General features: G+C 55.5%; 22 protein-coding genes and 4 tRNA genes. 7 read left to right on the forward strand and 19 right to left on the reverse strand.

The features are described from left to right. Positions 1 to 101 precede the first annotated feature (101 nt). Entirely contained in the window at positions 102 to 569 is a 468-nt protein-coding gene (gene yigI, locus OGV67_RS04505; RefSeq protein ID WP_024130101.1) for an acyl-CoA thioesterase YigI, read from the forward strand. 43 nt (positions 570 to 612) lie between these two features. Continuing rightward, a complete protein-coding gene (gene rarD, locus OGV67_RS04510) occupies positions 613 to 1,506 on the forward strand; it encodes an EamA family transporter RarD (RefSeq protein WP_012131161.1) in 894 nt (297 codons plus the stop codon). Between the two features lie 79 nt (positions 1,507 to 1,585). Here the strand turns inward: rarD and corA are convergent, their stop codons facing one another. From corA to lptM, 8 genes are all read right to left on the reverse strand, one after another. Further along, positions 1,586 to 2,536, reverse strand: coding sequence for a magnesium/cobalt transporter CorA (corA, locus tag OGV67_RS04515; protein ID WP_012131160.1), 951 nt, complete (start codon positions 2,534 to 2,536; stop codon positions 1,586 to 1,588). A gap of 154 nt (positions 2,537 to 2,690) precedes the next feature. After that, positions 2,691 to 2,747, reverse strand: a complete 57-nt coding sequence (gene ysgD, locus OGV67_RS04520; RefSeq protein ID WP_213164972.1) for a YsgD/CorL family protein — start codon at positions 2,745 to 2,747, stop codon at positions 2,691 to 2,693. Positions 2,748 to 2,895: 148 nt separating this feature from the next. Continuing rightward, positions 2,896 to 5,058 carry a DNA helicase II gene (gene uvrD / locus OGV67_RS04525; protein ID WP_012131158.1) on the reverse strand — a complete coding sequence of 721 codons (2,163 nt, stop codon included), beginning with the start codon at positions 5,056 to 5,058 and terminating at the stop codon, positions 2,896 to 2,898. Between the two features lie 86 nt (positions 5,059 to 5,144). Continuing rightward, positions 5,145 to 5,861, reverse strand: a complete 717-nt coding sequence (yigB, locus tag OGV67_RS04530) for a 5-amino-6-(5-phospho-D-ribitylamino)uracil phosphatase YigB (protein ID WP_012131157.1) — start codon at positions 5,859 to 5,861, stop codon at positions 5,145 to 5,147. Next, entirely contained in the window at positions 5,861 to 6,763 is a 903-nt protein-coding gene (xerC, locus tag OGV67_RS04535) for a tyrosine recombinase XerC (protein ID WP_286465001.1), read from the reverse strand. Before xerC ends, yigB begins: the two co-directional genes overlap by 1 nt. Continuing rightward, positions 6,760 to 7,467, reverse strand: coding sequence for a DUF484 domain-containing protein (locus tag OGV67_RS04540; RefSeq protein ID WP_012131155.1), 708 nt, complete (start codon positions 7,465 to 7,467; stop codon positions 6,760 to 6,762). The genes xerC and OGV67_RS04540 overlap by 4 nt, the downstream gene beginning before the upstream one ends. Further along, the gene (gene dapF, locus OGV67_RS04545) at positions 7,464 to 8,288 is read right to left on the reverse strand and encodes a diaminopimelate epimerase (protein WP_024130100.1); all 825 of its coding nucleotides are present in this window, start codon (positions 8,286 to 8,288) and stop codon (positions 7,464 to 7,466) included. Before dapF ends, OGV67_RS04540 begins: the two co-directional genes overlap by 4 nt. A gap of 36 nt (positions 8,289 to 8,324) precedes the next feature. Next, the gene (gene lptM, locus OGV67_RS04550) at positions 8,325 to 8,528 is read right to left on the reverse strand and encodes an LPS translocon maturation chaperone LptM (protein ID WP_012131153.1); all 204 of its coding nucleotides are present in this window, start codon (positions 8,526 to 8,528) and stop codon (positions 8,325 to 8,327) included. 138 nt (positions 8,529 to 8,666) lie between these two features. Here lptM and cyaY point away from each other — a divergent pair, with 138 nt between their 5' ends. Next, entirely contained in the window at positions 8,667 to 8,987 is a 321-nt protein-coding gene (cyaY, locus tag OGV67_RS04555; protein WP_047459992.1) for an iron donor protein CyaY, read from the forward strand. Positions 8,988 to 9,066: 79 nt separating this feature from the next. Here cyaY and cyaA read toward each other — a convergent pair whose 3' ends face one another. Then, positions 9,067 to 11,613 carry a class I adenylate cyclase gene (gene cyaA, locus OGV67_RS04560; protein ID WP_115615293.1) on the reverse strand — a complete coding sequence of 849 codons (2,547 nt, stop codon included), beginning with the start codon at positions 11,611 to 11,613 and terminating at the stop codon, positions 9,067 to 9,069. A 387-nt stretch (positions 11,614 to 12,000) separates the two neighbouring features. Between cyaA and hemC the strand changes: the two genes are divergently transcribed. From hemC to hemY, 4 genes are read left to right on the forward strand one after another with little or no spacing between them, the layout of a single operon-like run. Then, complete coding sequence (gene hemC / locus OGV67_RS04565; RefSeq protein ID WP_147294139.1) at positions 12,001 to 12,942, forward strand: hydroxymethylbilane synthase; 942 nt, start codon at positions 12,001 to 12,003, stop codon at positions 12,940 to 12,942. After that, positions 12,939 to 13,679 (forward strand): uroporphyrinogen-III synthase, encoded by a 741-nt coding sequence (gene hemD / locus OGV67_RS04570; RefSeq protein ID WP_115615295.1) that lies wholly within the window; start codon positions 12,939 to 12,941, stop codon positions 13,677 to 13,679. The genes hemC and hemD overlap by 4 nt, the downstream gene beginning before the upstream one ends. Positions 13,680 to 13,700: 21 nt before the next feature. After that, positions 13,701 to 14,882 (forward strand): uroporphyrinogen-III C-methyltransferase, encoded by a 1,182-nt coding sequence (hemX, locus tag OGV67_RS04575; protein WP_012131148.1) that lies wholly within the window; start codon positions 13,701 to 13,703, stop codon positions 14,880 to 14,882. A gap of 2 nt (positions 14,883 to 14,884) precedes the next feature. Beyond that, complete coding sequence (hemY, locus tag OGV67_RS04580; RefSeq protein ID WP_047460000.1) at positions 14,885 to 16,081, forward strand: protoheme IX biogenesis protein HemY; 1,197 nt, start codon at positions 14,885 to 14,887, stop codon at positions 16,079 to 16,081. Between the two features lie 626 nt (positions 16,082 to 16,707). Here the strand turns inward: hemY and OGV67_RS04585 are convergent. From OGV67_RS04585 to rffA, 10 genes are all read right to left on the reverse strand, one after another. Continuing rightward, positions 16,708 to 16,784, reverse strand: a tRNA-Pro gene (locus OGV67_RS04585). Positions 16,785 to 16,827: 43 nt separating this feature from the next. Continuing rightward, positions 16,828 to 16,914: transfer RNA gene (locus tag OGV67_RS04590), tRNA-Leu, on the reverse strand. A 19-nt stretch (positions 16,915 to 16,933) separates the two neighbouring features. Continuing rightward, positions 16,934 to 17,009: transfer RNA gene (locus OGV67_RS04595), tRNA-His, on the reverse strand. 54 nt (positions 17,010 to 17,063) lie between these two features. Beyond that, positions 17,064 to 17,140, reverse strand: a tRNA-Arg gene (locus OGV67_RS04600). 102 nt (positions 17,141 to 17,242) lie between these two features. Beyond that, a complete protein-coding gene (gene thrP, locus OGV67_RS04605) occupies positions 17,243 to 18,628 on the reverse strand; it encodes a bifunctional threonine/serine APC transporter ThrP (RefSeq protein ID WP_115615296.1) in 1,386 nt (461 codons plus the stop codon). 206 nt (positions 18,629 to 18,834) lie between these two features. Beyond that, a complete protein-coding gene (gene wecG, locus OGV67_RS04610; RefSeq protein WP_012131145.1) occupies positions 18,835 to 19,575 on the reverse strand; it encodes a lipopolysaccharide N-acetylmannosaminouronosyltransferase in 741 nt (246 codons plus the stop codon). A gap of 2 nt (positions 19,576 to 19,577) precedes the next feature. Then, positions 19,578 to 20,930, reverse strand: a complete 1,353-nt coding sequence (wzyE, locus tag OGV67_RS04615) for an ECA oligosaccharide polymerase (RefSeq protein ID WP_012131144.1) — start codon at positions 20,928 to 20,930, stop codon at positions 19,578 to 19,580. Then, complete coding sequence (locus OGV67_RS04620; protein ID WP_115615297.1) at positions 20,927 to 22,006, reverse strand: TDP-N-acetylfucosamine:lipid II N-acetylfucosaminyltransferase; 1,080 nt, start codon at positions 22,004 to 22,006, stop codon at positions 20,927 to 20,929. Before OGV67_RS04620 ends, wzyE begins: the two co-directional genes overlap by 4 nt. Continuing rightward, positions 22,003 to 23,253, reverse strand: coding sequence for a lipid III flippase WzxE (gene wzxE / locus OGV67_RS04625; RefSeq protein WP_060816125.1), 1,251 nt, complete (start codon positions 23,251 to 23,253; stop codon positions 22,003 to 22,005). The genes OGV67_RS04620 and wzxE overlap by 4 nt, the downstream gene beginning before the upstream one ends. Position 23,254: 1 nt before the next feature. Continuing rightward, positions 23,255 to 24,385, reverse strand: coding sequence for a dTDP-4-amino-4,6-dideoxygalactose transaminase (gene rffA, locus OGV67_RS04630; RefSeq protein WP_049009039.1), 1,131 nt, complete (start codon positions 24,383 to 24,385; stop codon positions 23,255 to 23,257). Position 24,386: the final 1 nt, after the last annotated feature.

The following is a 24,386-nucleotide window of genomic DNA, read 5'->3' on the forward strand; positions in this document are numbered from 1 at the left end:
ACTTACTTAATCCCTGTTTAGTTATCCTCTCTTAAAGTAGAAAACAACAAATAAGAAGCATAATATCAACATTTCATTAACCAATGGAGTGTCTGGATCGTATGTCTTCCGTACTTACCGCTGAGCAGGCCCTGAAACTGGTGGGCGAGATGTTTGTTTACCATATGCCTTTTAACCGGGCATTAGGACTGGAGCTGGAACGCTATGAAAAGGAGTTTGCCCAACTGGCCTTTAACAATCAGCCGATGATGGTAGGCAACTGGGCGCAAAGTATTTTACACGGCGGAGTGATCGCCTCCGCGCTGGACGTCGCCGCCGGACTGGTGTGCGTGGGCAGCACGCTGACCCGCCATGAGACCATCAGCGAAGACGAGCTACGCCAGCGCATGTCGCGTATGGGAACTATCGATCTGCGCGTTGACTACCTGCGCCCGGGCAGAGGCAACCGCTTTACCGCCACCAGCAGCCTGTTGCGCGCGGGCAATAAAGTTGCTGTGGCGCGTGTGGAACTGCACAACGAAGAACAGCTTTACATTGCCAGTGCGACCGCAACTTATATGGTGGGATAAAAACAGGTAAACTGTTGTTACATTTCTGATATGAGTTTTCCCGATGGATGCTAAGCAAACGCGGCAGGGCGTGTTACTCGCTCTTGCCGCCTATTTTATTTGGGGCATCGCACCCGCGTACTTCAAACTGATTTACTACGTGCCCGCAGACGAGATCCTGACGCACCGCGTGATCTGGTCATTTTTCTTTATGATCGCGCTGATGAGCATCAGCCGCCAGTGGTCCGGCGTTAAAACGCTGCTGCAAACGCCGAAGAAAATTTTCATGCTGGCGCTATCAGCCGTGCTGATCGGTGGAAACTGGCTGCTCTTTATTTGGGCGGTCAATAACCACCATATGCTGGAAGCCAGCCTCGGGTATTTTATTAACCCGCTGGTTAACATTCTGCTGGGAATGCTGTTCCTCGGCGAGCGCTTCCGTCGTATGCAGTGGCTGGCGGTGATTCTGGCGGCCTGCGGCGTACTGGTGCAGCTCTGGACCTTCGGCTCTCTGCCGATCATCGCACTGGGGCTGGCGTTTAGCTTTGCGTTTTACGGCCTGGTACGTAAGAAGATTGCGGTTGAAGCACAAACGGGGATGCTGATCGAAACGCTGTGGCTATTGCCGGTCGCCGCGATTTATCTGTTTGGCATCGCGGATAGCCCAACCAGCCATATGGGGCAGAATCCGCTGTCGCTGAATCTGTTGCTGATTGCGGCAGGTATCGTCACCACGGTACCGCTGCTGTGCTTTACCGGGGCGGCGACGCGCCTGCGCCTCTCCACGCTGGGTTTTTTCCAGTACATTGGCCCAACCCTGATGTTCCTGCTGGCCGTGACGTTCTATGGAGAAATACCGGGCGCCGATAAGATGGTGACGTTCGCCTTTATTTGGGTGGCGCTGGCGATTTTTGTGATGGATGCGATTTATACACAAAGACGCAAAGTTCGAGGATAAAAGCGTGCCGGATGGCGCTACGCTTATCCGGCCTACGGGATCGGTAGGCCCGGTAAGCGACGCGCCACCGGGCGCAATATTACAGCCAGTTCTTACGCTTGAAGTACAAATACGGCGCCAGACCCGCAAGGATCATAAAGATAATCGCGCCAGGGTAACCAAAGCTCCACTTCAGCTCCGGCATAAACTCAAAGTTCATCCCATAGCTGGACGCCACCAGCGTCGGCGGCAGGAACACTACAGATACCACCGAGAAGATCTTGATAATGCGGTTCTGCTCGATGTTGATGAAGCCCATCGCCGCCTGCATCAGGAAGTTCACCTTCTGGAACAGGGATTCGTTGTGCGGCAGCAGGGACTCGATATCGCGCAGGATCTCACGCGCCTGCTCCAGTTGCCCCCCCGGAAGACGCGCCTTGCGCACCAGGAAGTTGAGCGCGCGCTGGGTATCCATCAGACATAAGCGAACTTTCCAGCCGATATCTTCCAGTTCCGCCAGCGTGGAGAGCGCTTCGTCATATTCATCGCCCTGATGCCCTTCCATGATCACTCGGCTCAGTTCTTCCAGATCGCTGTAGATGTTTTCAATTTCATCCGCCAGCTGTTCGATTTTGGTTTCAAACAGGTCGAGCAGTAATTCATAGGCATTGCCGTCCACCATCGCCTGGTTACGGGCGCGCATACGGTACAAACGGAAAGCGGGCAGTTCGCGTTCACGCAGCGTAAACAGGCGGCCATCGCGAATGGTGAATGCCACCGTGGAGTTACCGGCGTGGTCTTCCGCATCTTCGAAAAAGAAAAAGGAGTGGATGTGCAGCCCGTCTTCGTCTTCAAAGAAACGCGCGGATGCTTCGATGTCTTCCAGTTCAGGACGTGTCGCCAGGCTTTGGCCCAGTTCAGATTGTACGCGCAGTCGCTCGTCGTCGTCCGGTTCGACCAAATCGACCCATACGGCATCAATCAGGGTTTGTGACTCTTCGACTTCCAGCCGGGTCAGTCGATTATTTTCCAGTTGAAATGCGCTCAGCATGACCGGGACTCCCAATGCTTAAAAATATCGGACAGTTCGGGTGGGCACACAGAAACAAATTGGGTTTCAGACCATTAAACAGCCTGACTCAGCGCGACGGGAAAAAGAGAAGGTCGCTGACAACCGCTAAGGCTATCAGCAAAAAGGGATAGCCTTAGGAGTTGATCCTGAATGACAGGATAATGAGCCAGCATCTACTGGGTGTGTCCAAGGCGAATGTCCTCTTAGCGTAATCGTGCGCGCATGTTACGCCAGCAAAAATTTGACGTCAACACGCAACGAAACGCTGAAGAACAATTATTGCCCTTCAGCGTATAAGGCTAGCAGATTATTACAAAATAATGATATTTTTCTGAAAGTTACGCATTTTCGAATTGAACATAAGAAGCAACAAACCATTTAATGCCCTGCCCCTGAAACGCGATTTGCAACCGGGTATGTTCACCGCTGCCTTCCAGATTGACGATCGTGCCTTCACCGAATTTCGGGTGACGCACGCGCTGTCCCAGCTTGTACCCGGTGTCGTTTTCCGCCATCGGGGTTCCCATCCGCTGGTGACTCACCGGACGACTGACCGTGGCACGCAGCCGCACTTCTTCCACACAGTCTTCCGGCAATTCGCCGATAAAGCGCGACGGGCGGTGGTAGACCTCTTTGCCATACAGACGGCGAGTTTCCGCATAGGTCAACGTCAGCTTCTGCATCGCGCGGGTTACGCCGACGTAGGCCAGGCGACGCTCTTCTTCAAGGCGCCCGCCTTCATCCAGCGACATCTGGCTGGGGAACATCCCCTCTTCCATGCCGACGATGAACACCTGCGGAAACTCCAGCCCTTTCGCCGAGTGCAAGGTCATCAGTTGAACCGCATCCTGCCACGTATCCGCCTGCCCTTCGCCCGCTTCCAGCGCGGCGTGAGAGAGAAACGCCTGCAACGGCATCAGGTCTTCATCTTCTTCGTTGTAGCTGAACTGGCGCGTCGCCGTCACCAGTTCTTCTAAGTTCTCAATACGCGTCTGGCCTTTCTCGCCTTTTTCCTGCTCGTACATCATGCGCAGACCCGAGTCTTTAATCACCCGATCGGTCTGAACATGCAGCGGCATATCTGCCGTTTCCTGCGCCAGCGCGTCAATTAGCTCGATAAAGCGTTGCAGGGCGCTTGCGGCGCGGCCAGCCAGCGCTTTCTCCTGCAACAGCTCGCGGCACGCCTGCCACAAGGTTAACTGACGGTCGCGCGAGGTCTGGCGCACAACGTCCAGCGTGCGATCGCCAATACCGCGCGTCGGGGTGTTCACCACGCGCTCAAACGCCGCATCATCATTACGATTGGCGATCAGGCGCAGATAGGAGAGCGCATCTTTAATTTCCTGACGTTCGAAGAAGCGCATACCGCCATAAATACGGTACGGCATACTGGCCTGCAACAGCGCCTCTTCCAGCACGCGCGACTGGGCGTTGCTGCGATAGAGAATGGCACACTGTTCCAGCGCCCCGCCGTTGTCCTGCCAGGTTTTGATGCGGTTAACGACAAAACGCGCCTCATCCAGCTCATTAAACGCGCAATACAGTGAAATCGGTTCGCCATCAATGCCATCGGTCCACAGCTTTTTCCCCAGACGGCCATTGTTGTTTTCAATCAGGGTATTCGCCGCACTGAGGATGTTGCTGGTCGAGCGGTAATTCTGCTCCAGACGAATGGTTTCCGCGCCCGGGAAATCCTTGAGGAAACGCTGGATGTTCTCCACCTGCGCCCCGCGCCAGCCGTAAATAGACTGGTCATCATCGCCGACGATCATCACTTTGCCGGTATCGCCTGCCAGCAGACGGATCCACGCATACTGGATGTTGTTGGTATCCTGGAATTCGTCCACCAGGATATTGGTAAAACGTTCGCGGTAGTGCTGAAGGATATGCGGCTTGTTGAGCCACAGTTCATGCGCGCGCAGCAGCAGTTCGGCAAAGTCCACCAGCCCTGCGCGATCGCACGCTTCCTGATAGGCCTGGTAAACCTTCTGCCAGGTCTGCTCCACCGGGTTGCCGTAGCTCTGAATATGGTGCGGACGCAGCCCCTCGTCTTTCTGGCTGTTGATGTACCACATCGCCTGACGCGGCGGCCACTGCTTCTCGTCAAGGTTCATCGCTTTAATAAGGCGCTTGAGCAGGCGCAGCTGATCTTCGCTGTCGAGGATCTGGAAATCCTGCGGCAGGTTGGCGTCCATATGGTGCGCGCGCAGCAGACGGTGCGCCAGACCGTGGAAGGTGCCGACCCACATCCCGCCCTGCGTGGTTCCCATTAACTGACCGATACGGTGGCGCATTTCCGCCGCCGCCTTATTGGTGAAGGTAACGGCCATAATGGAATAGGGCGAATTATTCTCTACGCTCAGCAGCCAGGCGATACGGTGAACCAGCACGCGGGTTTTGCCGCTCCCCGCTCCCGCCAGCACCAGCATGTTGCTACGTGGCGCAGCCACCGCTTCGCGCTGTTTATCATTAAGGCTTTCGAGCAGGTAAGAAACGTCCATTGGCACCGCCGCGTAAAAGTGTGTTGGGCGGATAAGCGCAGCGCCATCCGCCAAAAAGCTGGGTATATATACAATACTGCTGGTGATTATATCAGCGAGGTCAAAGATGCCAACCGTGAAATTTCGATATGCGGCAGTAAACGGCTGTCAGTGGTCTGCATCAGGTCGGCATTTTCCGGTTTGATCCAGCAGGCCTGCATTCCACAGCGGATCGCCCCGGCGACATCGGTCGTCAGATCGTCGCCGACGTGGAGGATCTCGCCGATCGGCATGTTGAGCTTCTCCGCCGCCAGAGAGTACATGTCGCTGAACGGTTTAGAGCGCCCGTCCGGGCCCGCGCGCAGCACAAATTCGAAGTAATCGCCCAGCCCAAACAGTTCCGGCTGCGCATTGCCGTTAGTAATGGCCACCAGCGGCCATTTTTTTGCAAGCCGCTTCAGCGTGTCATGCGTCACTTGTGGAACATCGATACGGCTGCGCCACTTTGCGAAATTGATCATCGCGGCGTTCGCCCCCGCCATTGCCTCTTCCGCCGACAGGCCCGCTTCCAGCATGGCGCGCTCCACGGCGCGATGACGCCATCGCGTCACATCATGATAAATTTCCGGCTCTGCTTCGCGTACCGCCTGACGCAGGCGATACAGATCGGCATTCTGCAATGTACGCAGCGCAGGATGGTAGTTTTGCACAAAGGTGAGCGCTTCCTGCTCGGTGCGCAGGATAACCGGACGGTTATCATAAAGGGTGTCATCCAGATCGAACGTGAGTGCTGAGATGTGTCCCAAAGGCCGGTAAAAACGCATTATTTCCCCCGTTTGGCGCGTGGATGCGCCGCATCGTACACCGAGGCCAGGTGTTGAAAATCAAGATGAGTATAGATTTGCGTGGTAGACAAATTGGCATGGCCTAACAGCTCCTGCACGCCGCGCAGGTCGCCGCTCGACTCCAGCATATGGGTCGCGAACGAGTGACGCAGTTTATGCGGATGGACATGGCTGTTCAGCCCTTGCTTAATGCCCCACTCCGCAAACCGTTTTTGTACATTGCGCGCGGAGATCCGTTTCCCGAGCTTCGAGAGAAACAGCGCATCGTCATCGCTGCTGAACAGGCCGCGCAGATCCAGCCAATGCTCAATCCACGCCACCGCATTGCGGCCAATGGGCAGACGCCGTTCTTTGCTGCCCTTCCCCATCACCCACACTTCACCCGTATCGAGATCGAGGTGTTTGATGTCTAACCCTACCAGTTCAGACAAACGCAACCCCGCGCCGTACATCACCTCCAGCATCGCCCGATCGCGCACGGCAAGCGGATCGTTAAGGTCGATATCCAGCAGTCGGTTAATATCATCCACGTCGATATTTTTCGGCAGGTGGCGAGGCGCTTTCGGCGCAGAGACGCCTTTCGCCGGATTAGCGTTGAGTTCACCCTGGCTCACCAGCCAGTCAAAGAAACTGCGTAAAGCAGAGAGGCGCAACGCCAGGCTGGCGGGCCCTAACCCTTTACGGCGGCTGCGTACCGCGAAAGCGCGCACCATCGCAGCGTCACATTGTTGCCAGCTTTGCAGACCGGTTTCTCCGGCTAAAACGATAATGGCATCAAGCTGACGCTGATAGTTCAGTAGCGTAATGGGGCTAAGTAGCCGTTCTACGCCCAGGTAACGCAAGAAGCGCGCAACGTCCTGAGAAAGCGATAATTCGGTCATACACGTTCAATCCAGCGCTCCAGCAGTTCCGGCAACATCAAGGCGATTTCTTGCAGTAACTGTGTCCCCTGCCCCTGCTGGTAATGATGCACATCGCGGCTACTGAAGAGTATGACCCCCAGATCGCCATCGCGCCCCAGCATCGACATCGCCACCGAACCAATCGCTTTGGCTTCAGGCAGCACCACCAGCAGTTCCGGGCCATTCAATGGGCCAAGATAGTGTTGCGCCTGCCCCAGACGCTGGATACGCAGCGGTTCAAAGGCCTGACGGCTTAACGCCAGATGGGTATGATTCGACGGCGCACCGAGTCGCCAGCGATCGGGAAACAGCCGGATAGTCGCGCCCGCCAGCCCCAGCTCCCGCGCCCAGCGATGAAAACGCATCAGCATTTCATCCAGGCTACTGGCGGAAACCAGCCGTCCCTGCAAATGCAGCAGACGGTAGAACAGGCTTTCGTTGGCATTCGCCTGTTCCATTAGCAGCGTCATATTCTCTTCAAGAACATGGATATGATTCCGGGCGCGGGCCATGTGCCACTCAACAAGCGACACCGTCCCCCGCACGGGATGAGGAACGCGCATCGCCTCAACGGCGCGCGCATTACGGATAAAAAACTCAGGGTTACGCAGTAGATAATCGACGACCGCCCGGTCGTCCAGTTCCATCTGTGTTTCCTGTAGTTCTTCCCCTGGTTGCTTCATAGATGAATAAATCCGTCGTAGACATGTGCCGCCGGGCCAGTCATATACAACGGATGACCCGGGCCTTTCCAGGCGATATCAAGGCGACCGCCAGGTAATTCCACGCGTACTTCTTCTGCCAGCAAACCCTGCTGAATGCCCACCGCAACGGCGGCGCATGCGCCGCTGCCGCAGGCCTGAGTTTCTCCTGCCCCACGTTCATAAACGCGTAATCGGATATGCTCGCGCTTCACAACCTGCATAAACCCAATATTCGCTCGTTCTGGAAAACGTTCATGGCTTTCCAGAACCGGTCCCAGCGTTTCGACTGCCGCCGTGTCGATATTATCGACCTGAATCACGCAGTGCGGGTTCCCCATTGAAACCACGCCGCACAATATTGTCTGCTCGGCCGCTCGCATAATATAGGTCTTTTCCGCTTTGTTGGCGCGAAAAGGAACCTGCGCGGGTTCAAAGTTTGGCTCACCCATGTTCACCCGCACCAGCTCATCATCAGTGACGCTCAGCACCATCCGGCCATTGGCCGTGCTGACGCGGATATCGCGCTTATTGGTCAGCCCTTTCAGACGCACAAACCGCGCAAAGCAGCGGGCGCCGTTACCGCACTGCGACACTTCGCTGCCATCGGCGTTGAAGATGCGGTAATGAAAATCCAGTTCAGGATCGTAAGGAGGCTCGACAACCAGAAGCTGGTCGAACCCCACGCCCAGATGCCTGTCTGACAGGCGGCGGATCAACTCCGGCGAGAAAAAGACATTCTGCGTTACCGCGTCGACGACCATAAAATCGTTGCCAAGGCCATGCATTTTAGAGAATTGCATCATTCACTCCATTTACGCGGGGACAGAAACGTACCGTCAATAGTTCACCTGAGAAGGGCCGTCTCCCGTAGCGCGATCGTTTTGATCGGGCGTCGTCGATTGGATTTGCGAATCAACCTCATGCGTCGGCGGCGGCGCGTTTTTGTCAGCAGGTGGAAAATAGAGCGGGCCTTTCAGACCGCAGCCGGTCAGGCTGAACAGAGTGAGAAGTACAGCGAGTGCCTGAAACACATTTTTCATTATGGATTGCCTGTAAGTTCATGCTTTCTGTTTTCTATCATCGCAGGAGAAGACGTAAAAGCAAGAGTTGGCTGAAAACTGCATCATGAATTCTTCCAGGTTATACTGCCGCCATCACGTAAAAAACGGGAAACAACAATGAACGACAGTGAATTTCATCGCCTCGCAGACACCCTGTGGATGACCATTGAAGAACGTCTGGACGACTGGGACGGCGACAGCGATATCGACTGCGAAATCAACGGCGGCGTGCTAACCATTACCTTTGAGAACGGCAGCAAAATCATCATCAACCGTCAGGAGCCGCTGCACCAGGTATGGCTGGCGACCAAACAGGGCGGCTACCATTTTGACCTGAAAGGCGACGAATGGATTTGCGATCGCAGCGGCGAAACCTTCTGGGATCTGCTGGAGCAGGCCGCGACACAACAGGCTGGAGAAGCGGTGAGCTTCCGCTAAGTTTTATTGCCGGATGGCGCTGTGCTTATCCGGCCTACGTATCTCGCGTCATTTGTAACACCGCCATCCGGCATCATGTTCACGAGAAATACTGCTGCAACAGCGGCGCGTCGTTGTCCTGGTTTGCCGGTGGCACGGCGCTGATGGGCTGGGTACGGAACGGAATGACCTGCTCGCGACCGTCGGTATTCACAATCTGGTAGAACTGCGGCAGGTTGAAGTTGATGAAGCTGGAGCCGTAGGTGAAGCGATCGTGCGACGACGAATAGAAGCGGCTCACGTCGCGTACCAGCTCTTCTTTGCTGCCTTCGCAGTGGTGATACACTTCCGCCCGGTTACTCTCGTCCAGAATATAAATATTAAAGCCTTTCTCATCGCCGGTTTCTTCAAAGAAGAACTGGATGATCCCTTCGCTGGCGAACCCATCCACCACCGACGGTAATTTCACATGGTTGGTCTCAACCTGAACGGAAAGTCCGTGAAGTTTGTTGTGCGAAATCGCGCCGTAAAACTCAATGGCGTTTTCCAGTTTCTGCACCGAAACATTCAGGCGCTCGAAGAACAGCCCCCAGGTTTGACCCGAAACGCGCAGCGCTTTAAAACGTCCGGTTTCCTGGCGGGTGCTGGAGAGGCGCAGTTCAATGCACTCGGAGACCAGTTGCTGTACGCGGGTGCGGATCAGGCCGCGCAGATGCTGGCTATAGCAGAACACTTCCACGCTGTCCGGCGGCGCGGCATCCTGGTGCATTTTGCCGAGAATCGTTTTCAGCGCTTCAATCATCGCCTGTTCGCCGTTGAAGTGCAGGGTACGCACTTCGTTCCACGAGTTGCGATACAACAGGTCGACACTGCCGACCAGGCAGTTTTGCTCTTCGCCAAAGCTGAAGACATCCAGCTTACGGAAATCAAAATGCACCACCTGATTGCGGAACGCCGCCGTCGGGTCATATTCAAGGTTAACGATAATCGCCAGGTGGCGAATTTCACACGGACTGTAGAGCGCTTTCGGCGTTGGCGCAGGCAAACGCAGCGGGAAATGGTGCGACACATCGGCCACCATCTCCTGCAACTTAGGCAGATCCACAATGCCGTTGCCCTTAATAAACAGGTGGGTACGCGACGTCAGCAAACCGTTAAACCAGGCCCACGCCACCAGTTTGTTCAGGTAGCGGTTATATTCCAGCGGCTGATGACTGATGATCGAATCCATGTTCGGCGCACGGTTGTAGAGATACCAGCCAGAACGGTTGGCCCGGCCCGGCGGCACATGGATAAAGGTCAGGTTCGGTTCGGAGAGATCCGGTGAAATCTGCGGGTTCACCAGCGTCACTTTGCCCGGCAGGGCTTCAAATGCGGCATACAGTTTACGCGTCAGCACGCCAATATCCTGCGGGCTGGCGCTAACGCTGAGATTGTTACGGCGGGCAAAACGGATCAGATTACGATAGCTCTGCATCATGGCGTCGAGCAGTTCGTTATGCGCTTCGCGTACCTGATCGATCTTCCAGTTCGCCCGGTTGTCGAGCATTGTCAGACGGGCGTCGTCCCATCCCCACTCGTTCACTAACTGACTTAACACTTCACGACGCCAGCCAACGCAGGCGCGTTCGCGGCTCAGTTTCTCACACACTTTTAAGTAGAAACATCGACGGACTAAATCAAGACGCGTCGGATCTTCGATAGCCGTGAGGTATTCGGTCACGCGTTCCAGCATCATGCAATACGGGTCGAGACCAAACGAAACGATCTCGCCATCATGCAGGCGCTGTTTAATGTCTTTCGCCAACAGGCGCGGGTTGGGATATTCCCAGGAGTAAGCTTCCAGCAGCAGCGTTTTCAGCACCGCTTTGTACGGGGAATCGATACTCTTGTACAACTGCCAGAGGCTGGCGCCAAAGTACTCTTCGGCGGAGAGCGAGCTTAATCCGCCCAGGTCCAGCCATTCGTTTGGCGTGAGGACACCCTGCGCGTAAAGCGTCATGACGTAGTCGTCGTAATGCTCTTCTTCGTCGCACGGCACCATATTCCACAGAATACGCTTACCGGCCAGACGCACAGCGGTGCGATAAAATTCGTCGAGCAGCAGGATGTGCTGCGTCGAGCCGCAGTCTTCACCACCCAGACTGCCGCTTTCATTATGGCGGAAACGGTTTTCGTCGATCAGGAAGAAGCTGACTTCCACGCCCAGCGAAGCGGCCCAGCTTTCCAGCAGGCTGCATTTACGTTGCAGCAACTGGCGCTCTTCGCTATCAAGCCAGGACTGGTGGCAGACCCAGATATCCAGGTCAGAAGAACAGCTTTGCCCTACTGAAGATGTACTGCCCATTGAGTACACGCCGGTGATCGGCAGCTCGCCTTTCAGCGGGTCCTGCGGGGACATACCCCGGTACAGTTCAAGTTCATTCAGGTAGTGGCGTTGGGTTTCATCAGGCGTGTAAAAGCATATGCCCTTGGGAACGTTACCGTCGAGGTAACCCGGCATCAGCGGATTATGGTAGTGCAATAATGTCGGCAGCAGACTGTATACCTGCTGGAAGGCAGGGCCCATGGCAGCAAGCGCGCGATCCACACGCAATTGATTGATGGCATCCAGTCTCTGTTTCAAAGTCTCAATATAGAGGTACAAGACGTATCGCCTGATGTTGCTACCCGTCATGCGTCTGATTGCCATCGCGAGTGCGGACAACCAAACCATTCGGGATAAACCGTATGTCAAAAATAACCGTTACCTTTTTCATCCTTCTCCCCATTAAGGGGTAAAGACGAAAAAATGGTCTAAAACGTGATCAATTTAACACCTTGCTCATTGACCGTAAAGAAAGATGCACTACATACAAGTGTAGCACCGTTAGCTGCGTGTAAATTCCTTAATACGGTCAGGCGGTTTCTCGTCATTATTCACTGCCAGTCGCGACGCCGCGCCTGATCCTCTTACTCACCTTTGACCGTAACACTGACATCCCACTTGTAAGGATGTTAGGATGGTCCACGGACGATAATGACGGTAACAAGCATGTTAGACAATGTTTTAAGAATTGCCACACGCCAAAGCCCCCTTGCGCTCTGGCAGGCACATTATGTCAAAGACGCGTTGATAGCACAGCATCCGGGACTGGTCGTGGAACTGGTGCCGATGGTGACGCGCGGCGACGTGATTCTGGACACCCCTCTGGCAAAAGTGGGCGGTAAGGGCTTGTTTGTAAAAGAGCTGGAAGTCGCGCTGCTGGAAAAGCGCGCCGATATCGCCGTGCATTCGATGAAAGATGTGCCGGTAGAATTCCCGCAAGGGCTTGGCCTGGTCACGATTTGCGAACGCGAAGATCCACGCGATGCTTTCGTCTCGAACCAATACAACAATCTGGATGAACTGCCCGCAGGCAGCATCGTCGGCACATCAAGTTTGCGTCGCCAGTGCCAGTTGGCCGAGCGTCGCCCGGATCTCGTCATCCGCTCGCTGCGCGGCAACGTCGGCACACGCCTGAGCAAGCTCGATAACGGCGATTATGATGCAATTATCCTGGCGGTTGCCGGGTTAAAACGGTTAGGTCTGACGTCGCGTATTCGCACCGCGCTGCCTCCCGAAATCTCTCTCCCTGCCGTAGGGCAAGGCGCAGTGGGCATTGAATGCCGACTGGATGACGCACGTACTCAGGCACTGTTAGCGCCGCTGAATCATGAAGAAACCGCGCTACGTGTAAAAGCCGAACGCGCCATGAACACCCGCCTGGAAGGGGGCTGTCAGGTGCCGATTGGCAGCTATGCTGAAATCATTGATGGTGAAGTCTGGCTGCGTGCGCTGGTTGGCGCGCCTGATGGTTCGCTGATGATTCGCGGAGAACGTCGTGGATTGCCGCAGAACGCCGCGCAAATGGGCATTTCCCTGGCGGAAGAGCTGTTGGAAAACGGTGCCCGCGCGATTCTGACCGAGGTTTATAACGGAGAAGCGCCCGCATGAGTATTCTGGTCACCCGCCCGTCTCCCTCCGGGGAAGAGTTAGTGAGCCGTCTGCGCACACTGGGGCAGGTGGCCTGGAGTTTTCCGCTTATTGAGTTTACGCCGGGCCGGGAACTGGTAACGCTTGCCGATCGCCTGGCGGCGCTCACGGACAACGATCTGGTGTTCGCCCTCTCGCAACACGCCGTCGCCTTTGCCCACGCCCAACTGCAACAGCAGGGGCTGGACTGGCCTGTGCAACCACGCTACTTCGCCATCGGGCGCACAACGGCGCTGGCGTTGCATACCGTTAGCGGATGCGATATTCGCTATCCTCTGGATCGGGAAATCAGCGAAGTCTTGCTACAATTACCTGAATTACAAAATATTGCGGGAAAACGAGCGCTTATTTTACGGGGCAACGGCGGGCGTGAACTGTTAGGCAAAACCCTCACAGAACGCGGCACTGAAGTCACCTTTTGTGAATGTTATCAACGCAGTGCAAAACATTACGATGGCGCGGAAGAGGCGATGCGCTGGCACTCTCGCGGCGTGACGACGATTGTTGTCACCAGCGGTGAAATGCTGCAACAGCTCTGGTCGCTGATCCCGCAGTGGTATCGTGAGCACTGGTTACTACGCTGTCGGCTGCTGGTCGTCAGTGAGCGTCTGGCGCACCTCGCCTGGGAACTGGGCTGGCAAGATATTAAGGTCGCTGATAACGCCGACAACGATGCGCTACTGCGCGCATTACAATAACTCTCATAATGGGATGCCATAATGACGGAACAAGAAAAATCCTCCGCCGTGGTTGAAGAGACCAGGGAGGCCGTGGAAACCACGCCGCAGCCAGTCAATGCAGAAAAGAAGAGTAAGAACGGCGCCGCGCTGGTATTGAGTGCGGTGGCAATCGCCATTGCCCTGGCCGCGGGCGTCGGTCTGTATGGCTGGGGAAAGCAGCAGGCCGTTAAACAAACGGCCACCAGCGATGCGCTGGTTAACCAACTTACGGCGCTGCAAAAAGCCCAGGAAAGCCAAAAAGCGGAGCTGGAAGGCATTATCAAACAGCAGGCGACGCAACTGGATGATGCAAATCGCCAACAGGCCGCGCTGGCGAAACAGCTGGATGAAGTGCAACAGAAAGTCGCGACGATCTCCGGCAGCGACGCCAAAACCTGGCTGCTGGCGCAATCTGATTTTCTGGTCAAACTCGCCGGACGTAAATTGTGGAGCGATCAGGATGTCACCACCGCTGCGGCGCTGCTCAAAAGCGCGGATGCCAGCCTGGCGGACATGAACGACCCCAGTCTGATCGCCGCGCGCCGCGCCATTACCGATGATATTGCCAGCCTGTCGGCGGTGGCGCAGGTGGACTACGACGGCATTATCCTCAAAGTGAACCAGCTCTCTAACCAGATTGATAACCTGCGTCTGGCCGATAACGACACCGACGATTCGCCAATGGACTCCGACAGCAGCGAGCTGTCCAGCTCGATCAGCGAATGGCGCGTTAACCTGCAAAAAAGCTGGCAGAACTTTATGGACAGCTTTATTACTATTCGCCGTCGTGATGACACCGCCGTCCCGCTGCTGGCGCCGAACCAGGACGTTTACTTACGTGAAAACATCCGCTCCCGCCTGTTAGTGGCGGCGCAAGCCGTGCCGCGTCATCAGGAAGAGACTTACCGTCAGGCGCTGGATAATGTCTCCACCTGGGTACGCGCGTACTACGACACCGACGACGCAACGACCAAAGCGTTTCTTGATGACGTGGATAAACTGAGTCAACAGAGCATCACGATGGACGTGCCGGAGACGTTACAGAGCCAGCCGATTCTTGAAAAACTGATGCAGACTCGCGTGCGTAACCTGCTGGCGCAACCGGCGGCAGCCACGACCGAAGCGGCTCAGGCCCCTGCTCCGCAGGCAGAAGCACCGGCAGCCGCGCCGCAAGGAGAATAATGATGCTGAAAGTATTATTGCTCTTTGTGTTGTTGATCGCCGGTATCGTCATAGGCCCAATGATCGCCGGTCATCAGGGCTATGTTCTGATCCAGACCGATAATTACAACATTGAGACCAGCGTAACGGGGCTGGTGATCATCCTGATCGTTATGATGGTCATTCTGTTCGCCATTGAGTGGCTGCTGCGACGCGTTTTCCGCACCGGCGCGCACACTCGCGGCTGGTTTGTCGGGCGTAAACGCCGCCGCGCACGTAAGCAGACCGAACAGGCGCTGCTTAAGCTGGCGGAAGGCGATTACCAGCAGGTTGAGAAGCTGATGGCGAAGAATGCCGATCACGCTGAACAGCCGGTGGTGAACTATCTGCTGGCCGCCGAAGCCGCGCAGCAGCGTGGTGACGAAGCGCGCGCTAATCAGCATCTGGAACGTGCCGCTGAACTGGCGGGCAATGACACGATTCCAGTGGAGATCGCCCGCGTACGTCTGCAACTGGCGCGCAACGAGAATCATGCGGCGCGTCACGGCGTGGATAAACTGCTGGAAGTTACCCCGCGTCATCCAGAAGTGCTGCGCCTGGCGGAACAGGCTTACATCCGCACCGGAGCATGGAGTTCGCTGCTGGACATCATCCCGTCAATGGCGAAGGCCAACGTCGGCGATGAAGAACATCGCGCCATGCTGGAACAGCAGGCCTGGATTGGGCTGATGGATCAGGCGCGAGCCGATCAGGGCAGCGAAGGATTACGCGAATGGTGGAAGAACCAGAGCCGTAAAACTCGCCACCAGGTTCCGCTGCAAGTGGCAATGGCAGAACATCTGATTGAGTGTGACGATCACGATATGGCGCAGCAGATCATCATCGACGGCCTGAAGCGCCAGTATGACGACCGCCTGGTTCTGCCGATCCCGCGCCTGAAAACCAACAACCCGGAGCAGCTGGAAAAAGTGCTGCGCCAGCAGATTAAAACCGTTGGCGATCGCCCGCTACTGTGGAGCACGCTGGGTCAGTCGTTGATGAAGCATGGCGAATGGCAGGAGGCTACGTTCGCTTTCCGCGCCGCGCTCAAGCAACGCCCTGACGCCTACGACTACGCCTGGCTCGCCGATGCGCTGGACCGGTTGCATCAGCCGGAAGAAGCGGCCACCATGCGCCGCGACGGTCTTATGCTGACCTTGCAGAACAATCCTCCGCAGTAATTTCCCATTGCCCGGTGGCGCTACGCTTACCGGGCCTGCCAGGTCACCGTAGGCCGGATAAAGCGAAGCCTCCATCCGGCAGTTCTCTCCCGCTTCCCCATAAAAAAACGCCTGCTCAAATGAGCAGGCGTCAAAACAGGTCTGTATGACAACATAAATGGGTGCTTCACTCAACGTTATGTCCATGGTGTTTGATGAGGCGTAAGCGACATCTGTCTGTGGACGATAAGCACCGTAAACGGCTCTGCATCATTCCTGAGTTTATGAGGCACCAAGGCGAACATAAGAGATGGAATGAGCATCTACAGGGATATTATTGCACATTGCATGCCAGGATTGCACCGCCAAAAATAAGGATTCAGACTTTTTAACGTATCAGGCCATTCGCGGCTCTGCGGCGGTTTCTGCCAGCCTTCTTCGCCATAAAAATCCCCTCTTTGTCTCTGAACGGAGACAAATAACACGCAATACCAATAATTGTTGATAAATCATGATGTTAGATGTCACCAGATAGCGACAACAGAAGCCTGGAATGTCTCAACATTGCGACAGCGATACAGGGGGATCGGGAAAGAAGAGGAAGAAGAGGTGAAAACAAAAAACCCCGCCGAAGCGGGGTTCAAAATTGGTCGGCGAGAGAGGATTCGAACCTCCGACCCACTGGTCCCAAACCAGTTGCGCTACCAAGCTGCGCTACTCGCCGATGTACTGCTTTTTTTGAATTTTTAGTTCAACTCTTTAAGTCGTGGTGCGAGGGGGGGGACTTGAACCCCCACGTCCGTAAGGACACTAACACCTGAAGCTAGCGCGTCTACCAATTCCGCCACCTTCGCATTTCACAACTTTTAATAATGGGGTGGCTAATGGGATTCGAACCCACGACAACTGGAATCACAATCCAGGGCTCTACCAACTGAGCTATAGCCACCACTGAAATCTTTTACGCGGTATTAAAACCACCGCAGCTCCAGCACCGGGTAAATGGTGCGCCCGACAGGATTCGAACCTGAGACCTCTGCCTCCGGAGGGCAGCGCTCTATCCAGCTGAGCTACGGGCGCTTAGCGCCGTTGCGGGGGTGGATAATACGGACTTCCCACCCCTCTGTCTAGTGCCTTTTTAAATAAAATGCGCGTTTGGTTACGCTTTGCGCGTTTTGCTGCTTATTCCCCCACCTTGTGGGCAGTTCCGGCGCGATTCAGGCCGAAAACCTTGTAGACGAGCGTGACGGCAAGCAGGAAGATGATGCCGACAAACAGCGACATACGAGTATCTTCATTCAAGTACATACCAATTAAAACGCAAACCAGGAACGCCATCGTCAAATAATTCGCCCACGGGAACATAATAGAACGGAAAGGATGGCTGATCATCGCGTCTTTATGAGCACGACGGAAACGCACCTGGCTAATCAGGATCACGAACCACGGCACCATACCCGGCAATACGCTGGCGCTGTAGACATACACAAACACCCGCTGCGGGTTCGGAATAATGTAGTTCAGGCATGAGCCAATCAGCAGAATCGCGATCGACAGCGCCACCCCGGCGACCGGTACGCCATGACGGGAGACTTTCGCCATCGCCGCCGGAAGCTGGCGGTTTTTCGCCAGAGCATACAGCATACGTCCGCAGCTATACATGCCGCTGTTACAGCCGGAAAGCGCGGCGGTCAGCACCACGAAGTTAATAATGCCCGCCGCAGCGGTAATCCCGATTTTGGCAAAAGTGAGTACAAACGGGCTGCCGTTACTGCCGATTTCGTTCCACGGGAAGATCGTCACGATAACGAAAATCGCCCCTACATAGAAAATCAGGATACGCCACAGAACTTTGCCTACCGCGCTGCGCAGCGTAACCTGCGGATTCTTCGCTTCACCCGCGGTAATGCCGATCAGCTCCACGCCCTGATAGGAGGCGACCACAATACACAACGCCGTCAGGAACCCTTTCCAGCCACCGGCAAAGAAGCCGCCGTGTTCCGTCAGGTTGCCAAAACCGATCGCCTGGCCGCCATTGCCAAAGCCAAAGAAAATCACCCCCAGTCCGACCACAATCATCACAATGATGGTGGTGACTTTGATCATCGCAAACCAGAACTCGATTTCGCCGTACAGACGGACGGCGGCCAGATTAGCCAGCGCCACCAGCCCAACGGCGATCAGGGCGGGTATCCATTGCACCATGTCCGGGAACCAGAACTGCACGTATACCCCGATAGCGGTTATTTCCGATATCCCCACCGCCATCCACATAAACCAGTATGACCACGCGGTGAGATAGCCAAAGAAGGGGCTCATGTAACGGTGCGCATAAACGGCGAATGAGCCAGTAACCGGCTCCAGGAACAGCATTTCGCCCATTGAGCGCATGATGAAAAAGACGAACAGCCCGGCAACGATATACGCCAGCAGCACGGAGGGCCCCGCCCATTTCAGCGTACTGGCGGCGCCCATAAACAGCCCAACGCCAATCGTGCCCCCAAGGGCAATCAATTCGATATGACGAGCTTCCAGCCCACGCTGTAGCTCCGGTTTTTTCTCTGCCATAAATCCTCTTGTCGTGTTTGCACTCGTTCCGGCGTTGTTGCCGGTTATTGTTATGGGTACATCAAGCGATGCGAATGGTTTCTTAAATTTGGCAAAATGGCAAATGAAGCATTAAAAAAATGCATGTTTTGTGTAAAAAAGGAACAAAAATGTGGGAGGCGGGCAACGCATTAAGCAGAATGCGCTGCCCGTAAGAAAAGCAGCGTTCAGAGATTGCCGGTGTAATGCCAGCGGAGATAGCGCAACAGACGCAGCTGGCGGGTGATACGGCTCGGCTGAGACAGCAGGCGATACAGCCACTCCAGCCCCAGCGTCTGCCACATTTTGGGCGCGCGTTTCACATGACCGGTAAAGACATCGTAGGTGCCGCCCACCCCCATATATAAGGCCTGAGGATGAATCACCCGACAGTCGCGCATCAGGATTTCTTGTTTCGGCGATCCCATCGCCACGGTCACAATCTTCGCCCCGCTGGCATGGATGCGCTCAAACAGCGCCTGGCGCTGCTCAGGTTTAAAATAACCGTCCTGGCTACCGACAATATTGACGTTCCACTGCGCCCGCAGTTTTGCTTCCGTCTGCGCCAGCACCTCCGGCTTACCGCCGACCAGAAAAACAGGCGTCCCTTCTTTACCGGCGCGCGCCATCAGTTCTTCCCAGAGATCGGCCCCGGCCACCCGTGAAACCTGCGCCTGGGGGAATTTCTTACGCACTGAGCGCACGACGCTAATGCCATCCGCATATTTAAACTCGGCGGCATCAATCAACGCCCTGACTTCCGGGTCATCTTCTGCGGTCAGCATTTTCTCAGCATTGATCGCCACCAGCGTACCCTGCTTCATTTGCCCATCGGCAAACAGGTAATTCAGCGCATGTTGCATATCGCGCCAGCCAATCAGCTGCAATCCACGAAGTGAATAGAGCGGCGCTGTCGTGTTATCCGTCATTATTATCCTTCAACCTGAGTCTGCGGCTGCGGTTTCGCCCGTTGATGGACCAACCCGGCACAATCGAAAAGCCAGAACAAGAGTTTTGCCACCAGCAGGCAGGCACCAAAAATCACGAGGAAAAAGACCACTCGCGAGACAAAAGAATCCAGCCCTTCTCGCGCCAGAACAATCATATTGAAGATGGCGCCAAAGCAGAAACTGTGCAAAATCGCCGCCTTATAGCGATTCGTCTCGCGGTTGCCAAGCTCATACAGCCAGTCAAACCATTTGATAATCAGCCCAACCGCGACCGCCCCCAGAGGGATAAACAGCGCGCCGCCCATCACCACCAGCGAACCAATCAGCGTGGGGGAAATGGCGAGGCCAGAGTGGTTGTTCAGCACTTCCCAGGTAAAGTAGTTGGCTGAATTCAGCACAATGCCCGGACGTCCAGGCCACAGCCACGAAGGAATAAAGACATAAAAATCACGGACGATCGGCGCCAGTCCCTGGAAATCGATGTTGTCGTAGTTTTGCAACAGCAGCGCCAGGTTCTCCCACGGCGAGAAGGTATCGCGGGTCAGATACAGGAAAGTGTAAAACGCCTCATCGCCGCTCACGTTCAGCCCATAGCGCTTCAGCGCCAGCCAGAACATCCCGACAATTCCCAGCACACCCGCCGCCACCAGCATCCACAGCGAGATCCAGCCACGAATAATGCCGATAAACAGGAAGATGGCAAACGCGATAATGATGTTAGCGCGCGTGCCGCCAACAATCATGTAGGTCAGCAGGCCAAACGCAACGGTACTCACCAGGAAAAACAGCCACGCTTTACTGTCCTGGCGCAGGAAGTAGATCACCAGCATCGCCGGAATAAAGAAGTAGAAGAAGCGTTTCAATGCCACGCCGGAGACTTCGCTGGAGAAGATCTGGCTGTAAGAGTGCAGCCGGAACAGCAGGAACCCATTGTGCATAAAGAAGATGCCAACGCTCACCAGTGCAATCCCCATCAGCATGACCCAGGTAAGGTGAGTCTCCACCCGGTTCATGGTAAATAGCGGCTTGCGCGGCACATCCGTCACACGTTTACGTAAGCGGGTTTTATAGGTTACGTAATAAACGGCATAAAAACACGCGGCGGACAATAACGCCTGCAACAGGATTTCCGGCGGCGCCACGCCGACGTCAAAGCGGAACACCAGCACGCTGGTCAACGGGAAGCCGAAGAAAAAGGTCAGCAAAAACAGCAATGAAAAGAATACATTGAAGTTAAAGCGCACGCGGCGAAACTCAAACCAGGTCAACGTGGCGATAAACAGCGTAGAGAGCAGCCAGACGACCAGTAACCCGCTAAATTGCATCAGGCTCATGCGGCTTCTCCTGCGGCAATGCGTAACGCGTTATGCCACGGTTCAAGGTAATTTGGGCTAAAGAAGGTGATCCCGCTTTTATCCACGGACGCCAGCTGCCGCTGCGCCTCACGAACCACGCCTTCATTAAGCACGTCCGTCGTGAACAACACGGGCAGATGCTGCTCCGCCATATCCTGCCAGAACGGGTTCTCACGGTTAAGCACGCACGGGACACCCGCCTGGATAAGCAGGCACAACGTGCCGATTCCCTGCTGACGGGCAAAGATGAAATACCCGAGGTCGCACTGGCGAAGCAGCGCCAGATAGGCATCGAATTCCAGTTTTTCGCTGAGGATGTGTAAATTTTCCGCACTGAACAGCACCAGTCCCGCCTGACGGACTTCATCAATGTACGCGTCGTTATTGGCCGGATAGCCCATCGGCACGATCACATTTACCGTGTCGCCGAACTGCTGATACACCGCGCGTAACGCCGCAATATGTTCGTTACTGCGATCGCCGGAGTTACCCACCAGAACCGTCATTTTCCCTTCACGCGGACGATCGTTTGCCATGTTATTAAGCGAAGAGTCCATTCGCGTCGGGAAATAGAGCAGTTCACCACGCACACGCGGGTGCTGACGGGCGAAATAGCTCAAATCGCCACGAGTAGCGAACACACAGCCCACTCGATTTTGCGCCATGCGGCGAACGGGGTAAAACAGACGGAATTTCAGCCCACGGGAAACTTCATACAGATCCGCGCCCCAGATGTGCCAGTAAAACTGCTCAGGTTTGATTCCGCCACTTAGCAGCGCCAGCCACAGGCTGGTATTGAACTGACCGTGGAAGAAGAAACGTTGCTGGCGATTGGCTTTCGCTTTGGCGATGACCGCCTCAGCCAGCGTTTTTTTCCCGGCGTAGAAACTCAGCGACAGAGCCGGGCAGCTTTCCCTGAGCCCCGCATCCTGACCTGCAACCATAAACACGCGCGCATGCTCGCTTGTCGCGGCCAGCGCATCATTGAAAAACCGCAGCACGGTTTGATTATGGTGAGGGATATCCGATCCCAGTACGTGAATCAGTACAGTCATGCCCGCCTACGCCAGAGTAAAAACACGCCACAACAGAGAGAGAAATAGACCACATAAGTGGCCATATACGCCTGTGCCGCCCCCAGCGCGCCATGCGCGGGGATCAGCCAATGAGCGAATGCCGTCAACAAAATGAACTGGCTAATCTCAGCCAGAATATAAAACCGCAGCGACGCTTTTGCGATCACCAGATAGCCAAAAACGTACGCGCCCACTTTCAGCACATCGCCCACCAGTTGCCAGGCGAACAGATCGCGCATGGCGGTGAATTTGGCGGAAAAGAGCAGCCAGATGGCGAAATCGCGCAGCAACCAGACCGTAAAACTCGCCGCCGCCACCGCAGGCAGAACAAATTTCAGCGATTTCACCACTTCGCGCGTAATCGCCTGCTTTTCGGTCAGACGCGACAGCGTTGGCAATAAGTACACGCTAAACGAGGCGGTAATAAATTGTAGATAGGCATCGGAAATACTGCTTACGCCCTGCCAGATACCAACATCATCCCAGCTGTAATGCGCCGCCAGCAGGTTTCGCATCATCACATAAGCCACCGGTAGCGTGACGGACGTAATCAGCGCCATCAGCGTAAATTTGCTGAGCTGTCCGGCAAGCCCTTTATCCCACGACGGTTTCAGGTAGCTAAGCGGGATCGCGCCGCGTTTAATCAACATAATCGCCGCCGGGATCACCACCAGCGCAGGCACCAGCGCCAGACCCAGCAGCGCACCTTCATAGCCGCCCAGACGGTAGCAGCCATAGTAGGCAACAACTCCCACCAGGCTCCCCACAATCAGCGACAGCGCATTCCCGGCAGCGTCACGAAACCCTTTCATCAGCGCCAGCAGCAGGTTCGCCCAGGCGATCCCCATCTGCACCAGCGCCACTAAACGCACCAGCCCCTGGTAGTGGCTATGCCCAAACAGCCCCTGGCTAATGGGGGCCGCCGCCAGCACGAAGACCAGCGCCAGTAGCGTGGAGAACCCCAGCACCATTGCGGATGAAGTGCCCACCACGTTACGCAACCGGGCAGGGTTATCATGATGCTGAGCGACATACTTCGTCACCCCGTTAAATATCCCGGCCCCGGCCAGCACGCCGAGCACGGTCACCATCTGGCGGAAGTTACCCGCCTGGCCGACGCCCGCAGGGCCAAACGACACCGCCAGCAGTTTTACGACCAGTAAGCCTGCGCCAATTTTCACCAGCGTACTGGCGGCCGTCCACAGGGACGCTTTCGCAAGCGACATATCAGGAGAAATAGTTCAGCAAGGTCGAAATCACCGTTCGCTGATTAACGGGAGACAGATTATAAAACAGCGGCAAGCGCAGCAGGCGCTCGCTCTCTTTGGTGGTGTACCGATCTTCGCCACGGAACTCGCCAAACTTGTCGCCTGCCGGACAATCATGTAGCGGGATGTAATGGAACACCGCCATGATTTCCGCTTCTTTCAGGAAGTTGATCAGCGCGCTGCGATCGGTAATATCCCGCAACTTGATATAAAACATATGCGCGTTGTGCCTACAGTCGTCCGGGATAGAGGGCAGGTCAATACGTCCTGCGCGCGCCAGCGGCGCCAGTGCGTCATAGTAGGTCTGCCACAGCGCCAGACGCTGTTGATTGATGCGATCGGCCGCTTCCAGCTGCGCCCACAGATACGCCGCCTGGAGATCGGACATCAGATAGCTGGAGCCGATATCCCGCCAGGTGTATTTATCCACCTGTCCCCGGAAGAACTGGCTGCGATTGGTGCCTTTTTCACGGATGATTTCCGCACGTTCAATCAGGGAACGGTCGTTAATCAGCGTCGCGCCGCCTTCACCACCTGCCGTGTAGTTTTTGGTTTCGTGAAAACTGAAGCAACCGATATGACCAATCGTCCCCAGCGCACGGCCTTTCCAGGTCGACATCACGCCCTGCGCGGCATCTTCCACCACAAACAGATTATGACGCTTCGCAATCGCCATAATGGTGTCCATTTCGCAGGCGACGCCCGCGTAATGCACCGGGACAATGACGCGCGTCTTGTCGGTAATCGCCGCTTCAATCAGCGTTTCATCAATGTTCATGGTATCCGGGCGAATATCGACGAAAATGATTTTCGCCCCGCGCAGCACAAAGGCGTTGGCGGTAGAAACGAAGGTGTAGCTTGGCATAATGACTTCATCGCCCGGCTGGATGTCCAGCAGCAATGCCGCCATTTCAAGTGACGCCGTACAGGATGGCGTCAGCAACACTTTAGCGCTGCCAAAACGTTGCTCCAGCCACTGCTGGCAACGGCGCGTAAAGCCGCCATCTCCGCAAAGTTTGCCGCTTCCCAGCGCTGACTGCATGTAATCGAGTTCGGTTCCCACCACCGGCGGCGCGTTAAATGGAATCATT

It is taken from the genome of Citrobacter sp. CK188 (assembly GCF_030333525.1).
GTDB classification, from domain to species: domain Bacteria; phylum Pseudomonadota; class Gammaproteobacteria; order Enterobacterales; family Enterobacteriaceae; genus Citrobacter_B; species Citrobacter_B koseri.

What these genes read in the sequence shown, in the direction of transcription:
- yigI (WP_024130101.1), top strand. Translation starts at nt 102, where the DNA reads ATGTCTTCCGTACTTACCGCTGAGCAGGCCCTGAAACTGGTGGGCGAG.
- rarD (WP_012131161.1), top strand. Translation starts at nt 613, where the DNA reads ATGGATGCTAAGCAAACGCGGCAGGGCGTGTTACTCGCTCTTGCCGCC.
- corA (WP_012131160.1), bottom strand. Translation starts at nt 2,536, where the DNA reads ATGCTGAGCGCATTTCAACTGGAAAATAATCGACTGACCCGGCTGGAA.
- uvrD (WP_012131158.1), bottom strand. Translation starts at nt 5,058, where the DNA reads ATGGACGTTTCTTACCTGCTCGAAAGCCTTAATGATAAACAGCGCGAA.
- yigB (WP_012131157.1), bottom strand. Translation starts at nt 5,861, where the DNA reads ATGCGTTTTTACCGGCCTTTGGGACACATCTCAGCACTCACGTTCGAT.
- xerC (WP_286465001.1), bottom strand. Translation starts at nt 6,763, where the DNA reads ATGACCGAATTATCGCTTTCTCAGGACGTTGCGCGCTTCTTGCGTTAC.
- OGV67_RS04540 (WP_012131155.1), bottom strand. Translation starts at nt 7,467, where the DNA reads ATGAAGCAACCAGGGGAAGAACTACAGGAAACACAGATGGAACTGGAC.
- dapF (WP_024130100.1), bottom strand. Translation starts at nt 8,288, where the DNA reads ATGCAATTCTCTAAAATGCATGGCCTTGGCAACGATTTTATGGTCGTC.
- lptM (WP_012131153.1), bottom strand. Translation starts at nt 8,528, where the DNA reads ATGAAAAATGTGTTTCAGGCACTCGCTGTACTTCTCACTCTGTTCAGC.
- cyaY (WP_047459992.1), top strand. Translation starts at nt 8,667, where the DNA reads ATGAACGACAGTGAATTTCATCGCCTCGCAGACACCCTGTGGATGACC.
- hemC (WP_147294139.1), top strand. Translation starts at nt 12,001, where the DNA reads ATGTTAGACAATGTTTTAAGAATTGCCACACGCCAAAGCCCCCTTGCG.
- hemD (WP_115615295.1), top strand. Translation starts at nt 12,939, where the DNA reads ATGAGTATTCTGGTCACCCGCCCGTCTCCCTCCGGGGAAGAGTTAGTG.
- hemX (WP_012131148.1), top strand. Translation starts at nt 13,701, where the DNA reads ATGACGGAACAAGAAAAATCCTCCGCCGTGGTTGAAGAGACCAGGGAG.
- hemY (WP_047460000.1), top strand. Translation starts at nt 14,885, where the DNA reads ATGCTGAAAGTATTATTGCTCTTTGTGTTGTTGATCGCCGGTATCGTC.
- thrP (WP_115615296.1), bottom strand. Translation starts at nt 18,628, where the DNA reads ATGGCAGAGAAAAAACCGGAGCTACAGCGTGGGCTGGAAGCTCGTCAT.
- wecG (WP_012131145.1), bottom strand. Translation starts at nt 19,575, where the DNA reads ATGACGGATAACACGACAGCGCCGCTCTATTCACTTCGTGGATTGCAG.
- wzyE (WP_012131144.1), bottom strand. Translation starts at nt 20,930, where the DNA reads ATGAGCCTGATGCAATTTAGCGGGTTACTGGTCGTCTGGCTGCTCTCT.
- OGV67_RS04620 (WP_115615297.1), bottom strand. Translation starts at nt 22,006, where the DNA reads ATGACTGTACTGATTCACGTACTGGGATCGGATATCCCTCACCATAAT.
- wzxE (WP_060816125.1), bottom strand. Translation starts at nt 23,253, where the DNA reads ATGTCGCTTGCGAAAGCGTCCCTGTGGACGGCCGCCAGTACGCTGGTG.
- rffA (WP_049009039.1), bottom strand. Translation starts at nt 24,385, where the DNA reads ATGATTCCATTTAACGCGCCGCCGGTGGTGGGAACCGAACTCGATTAC.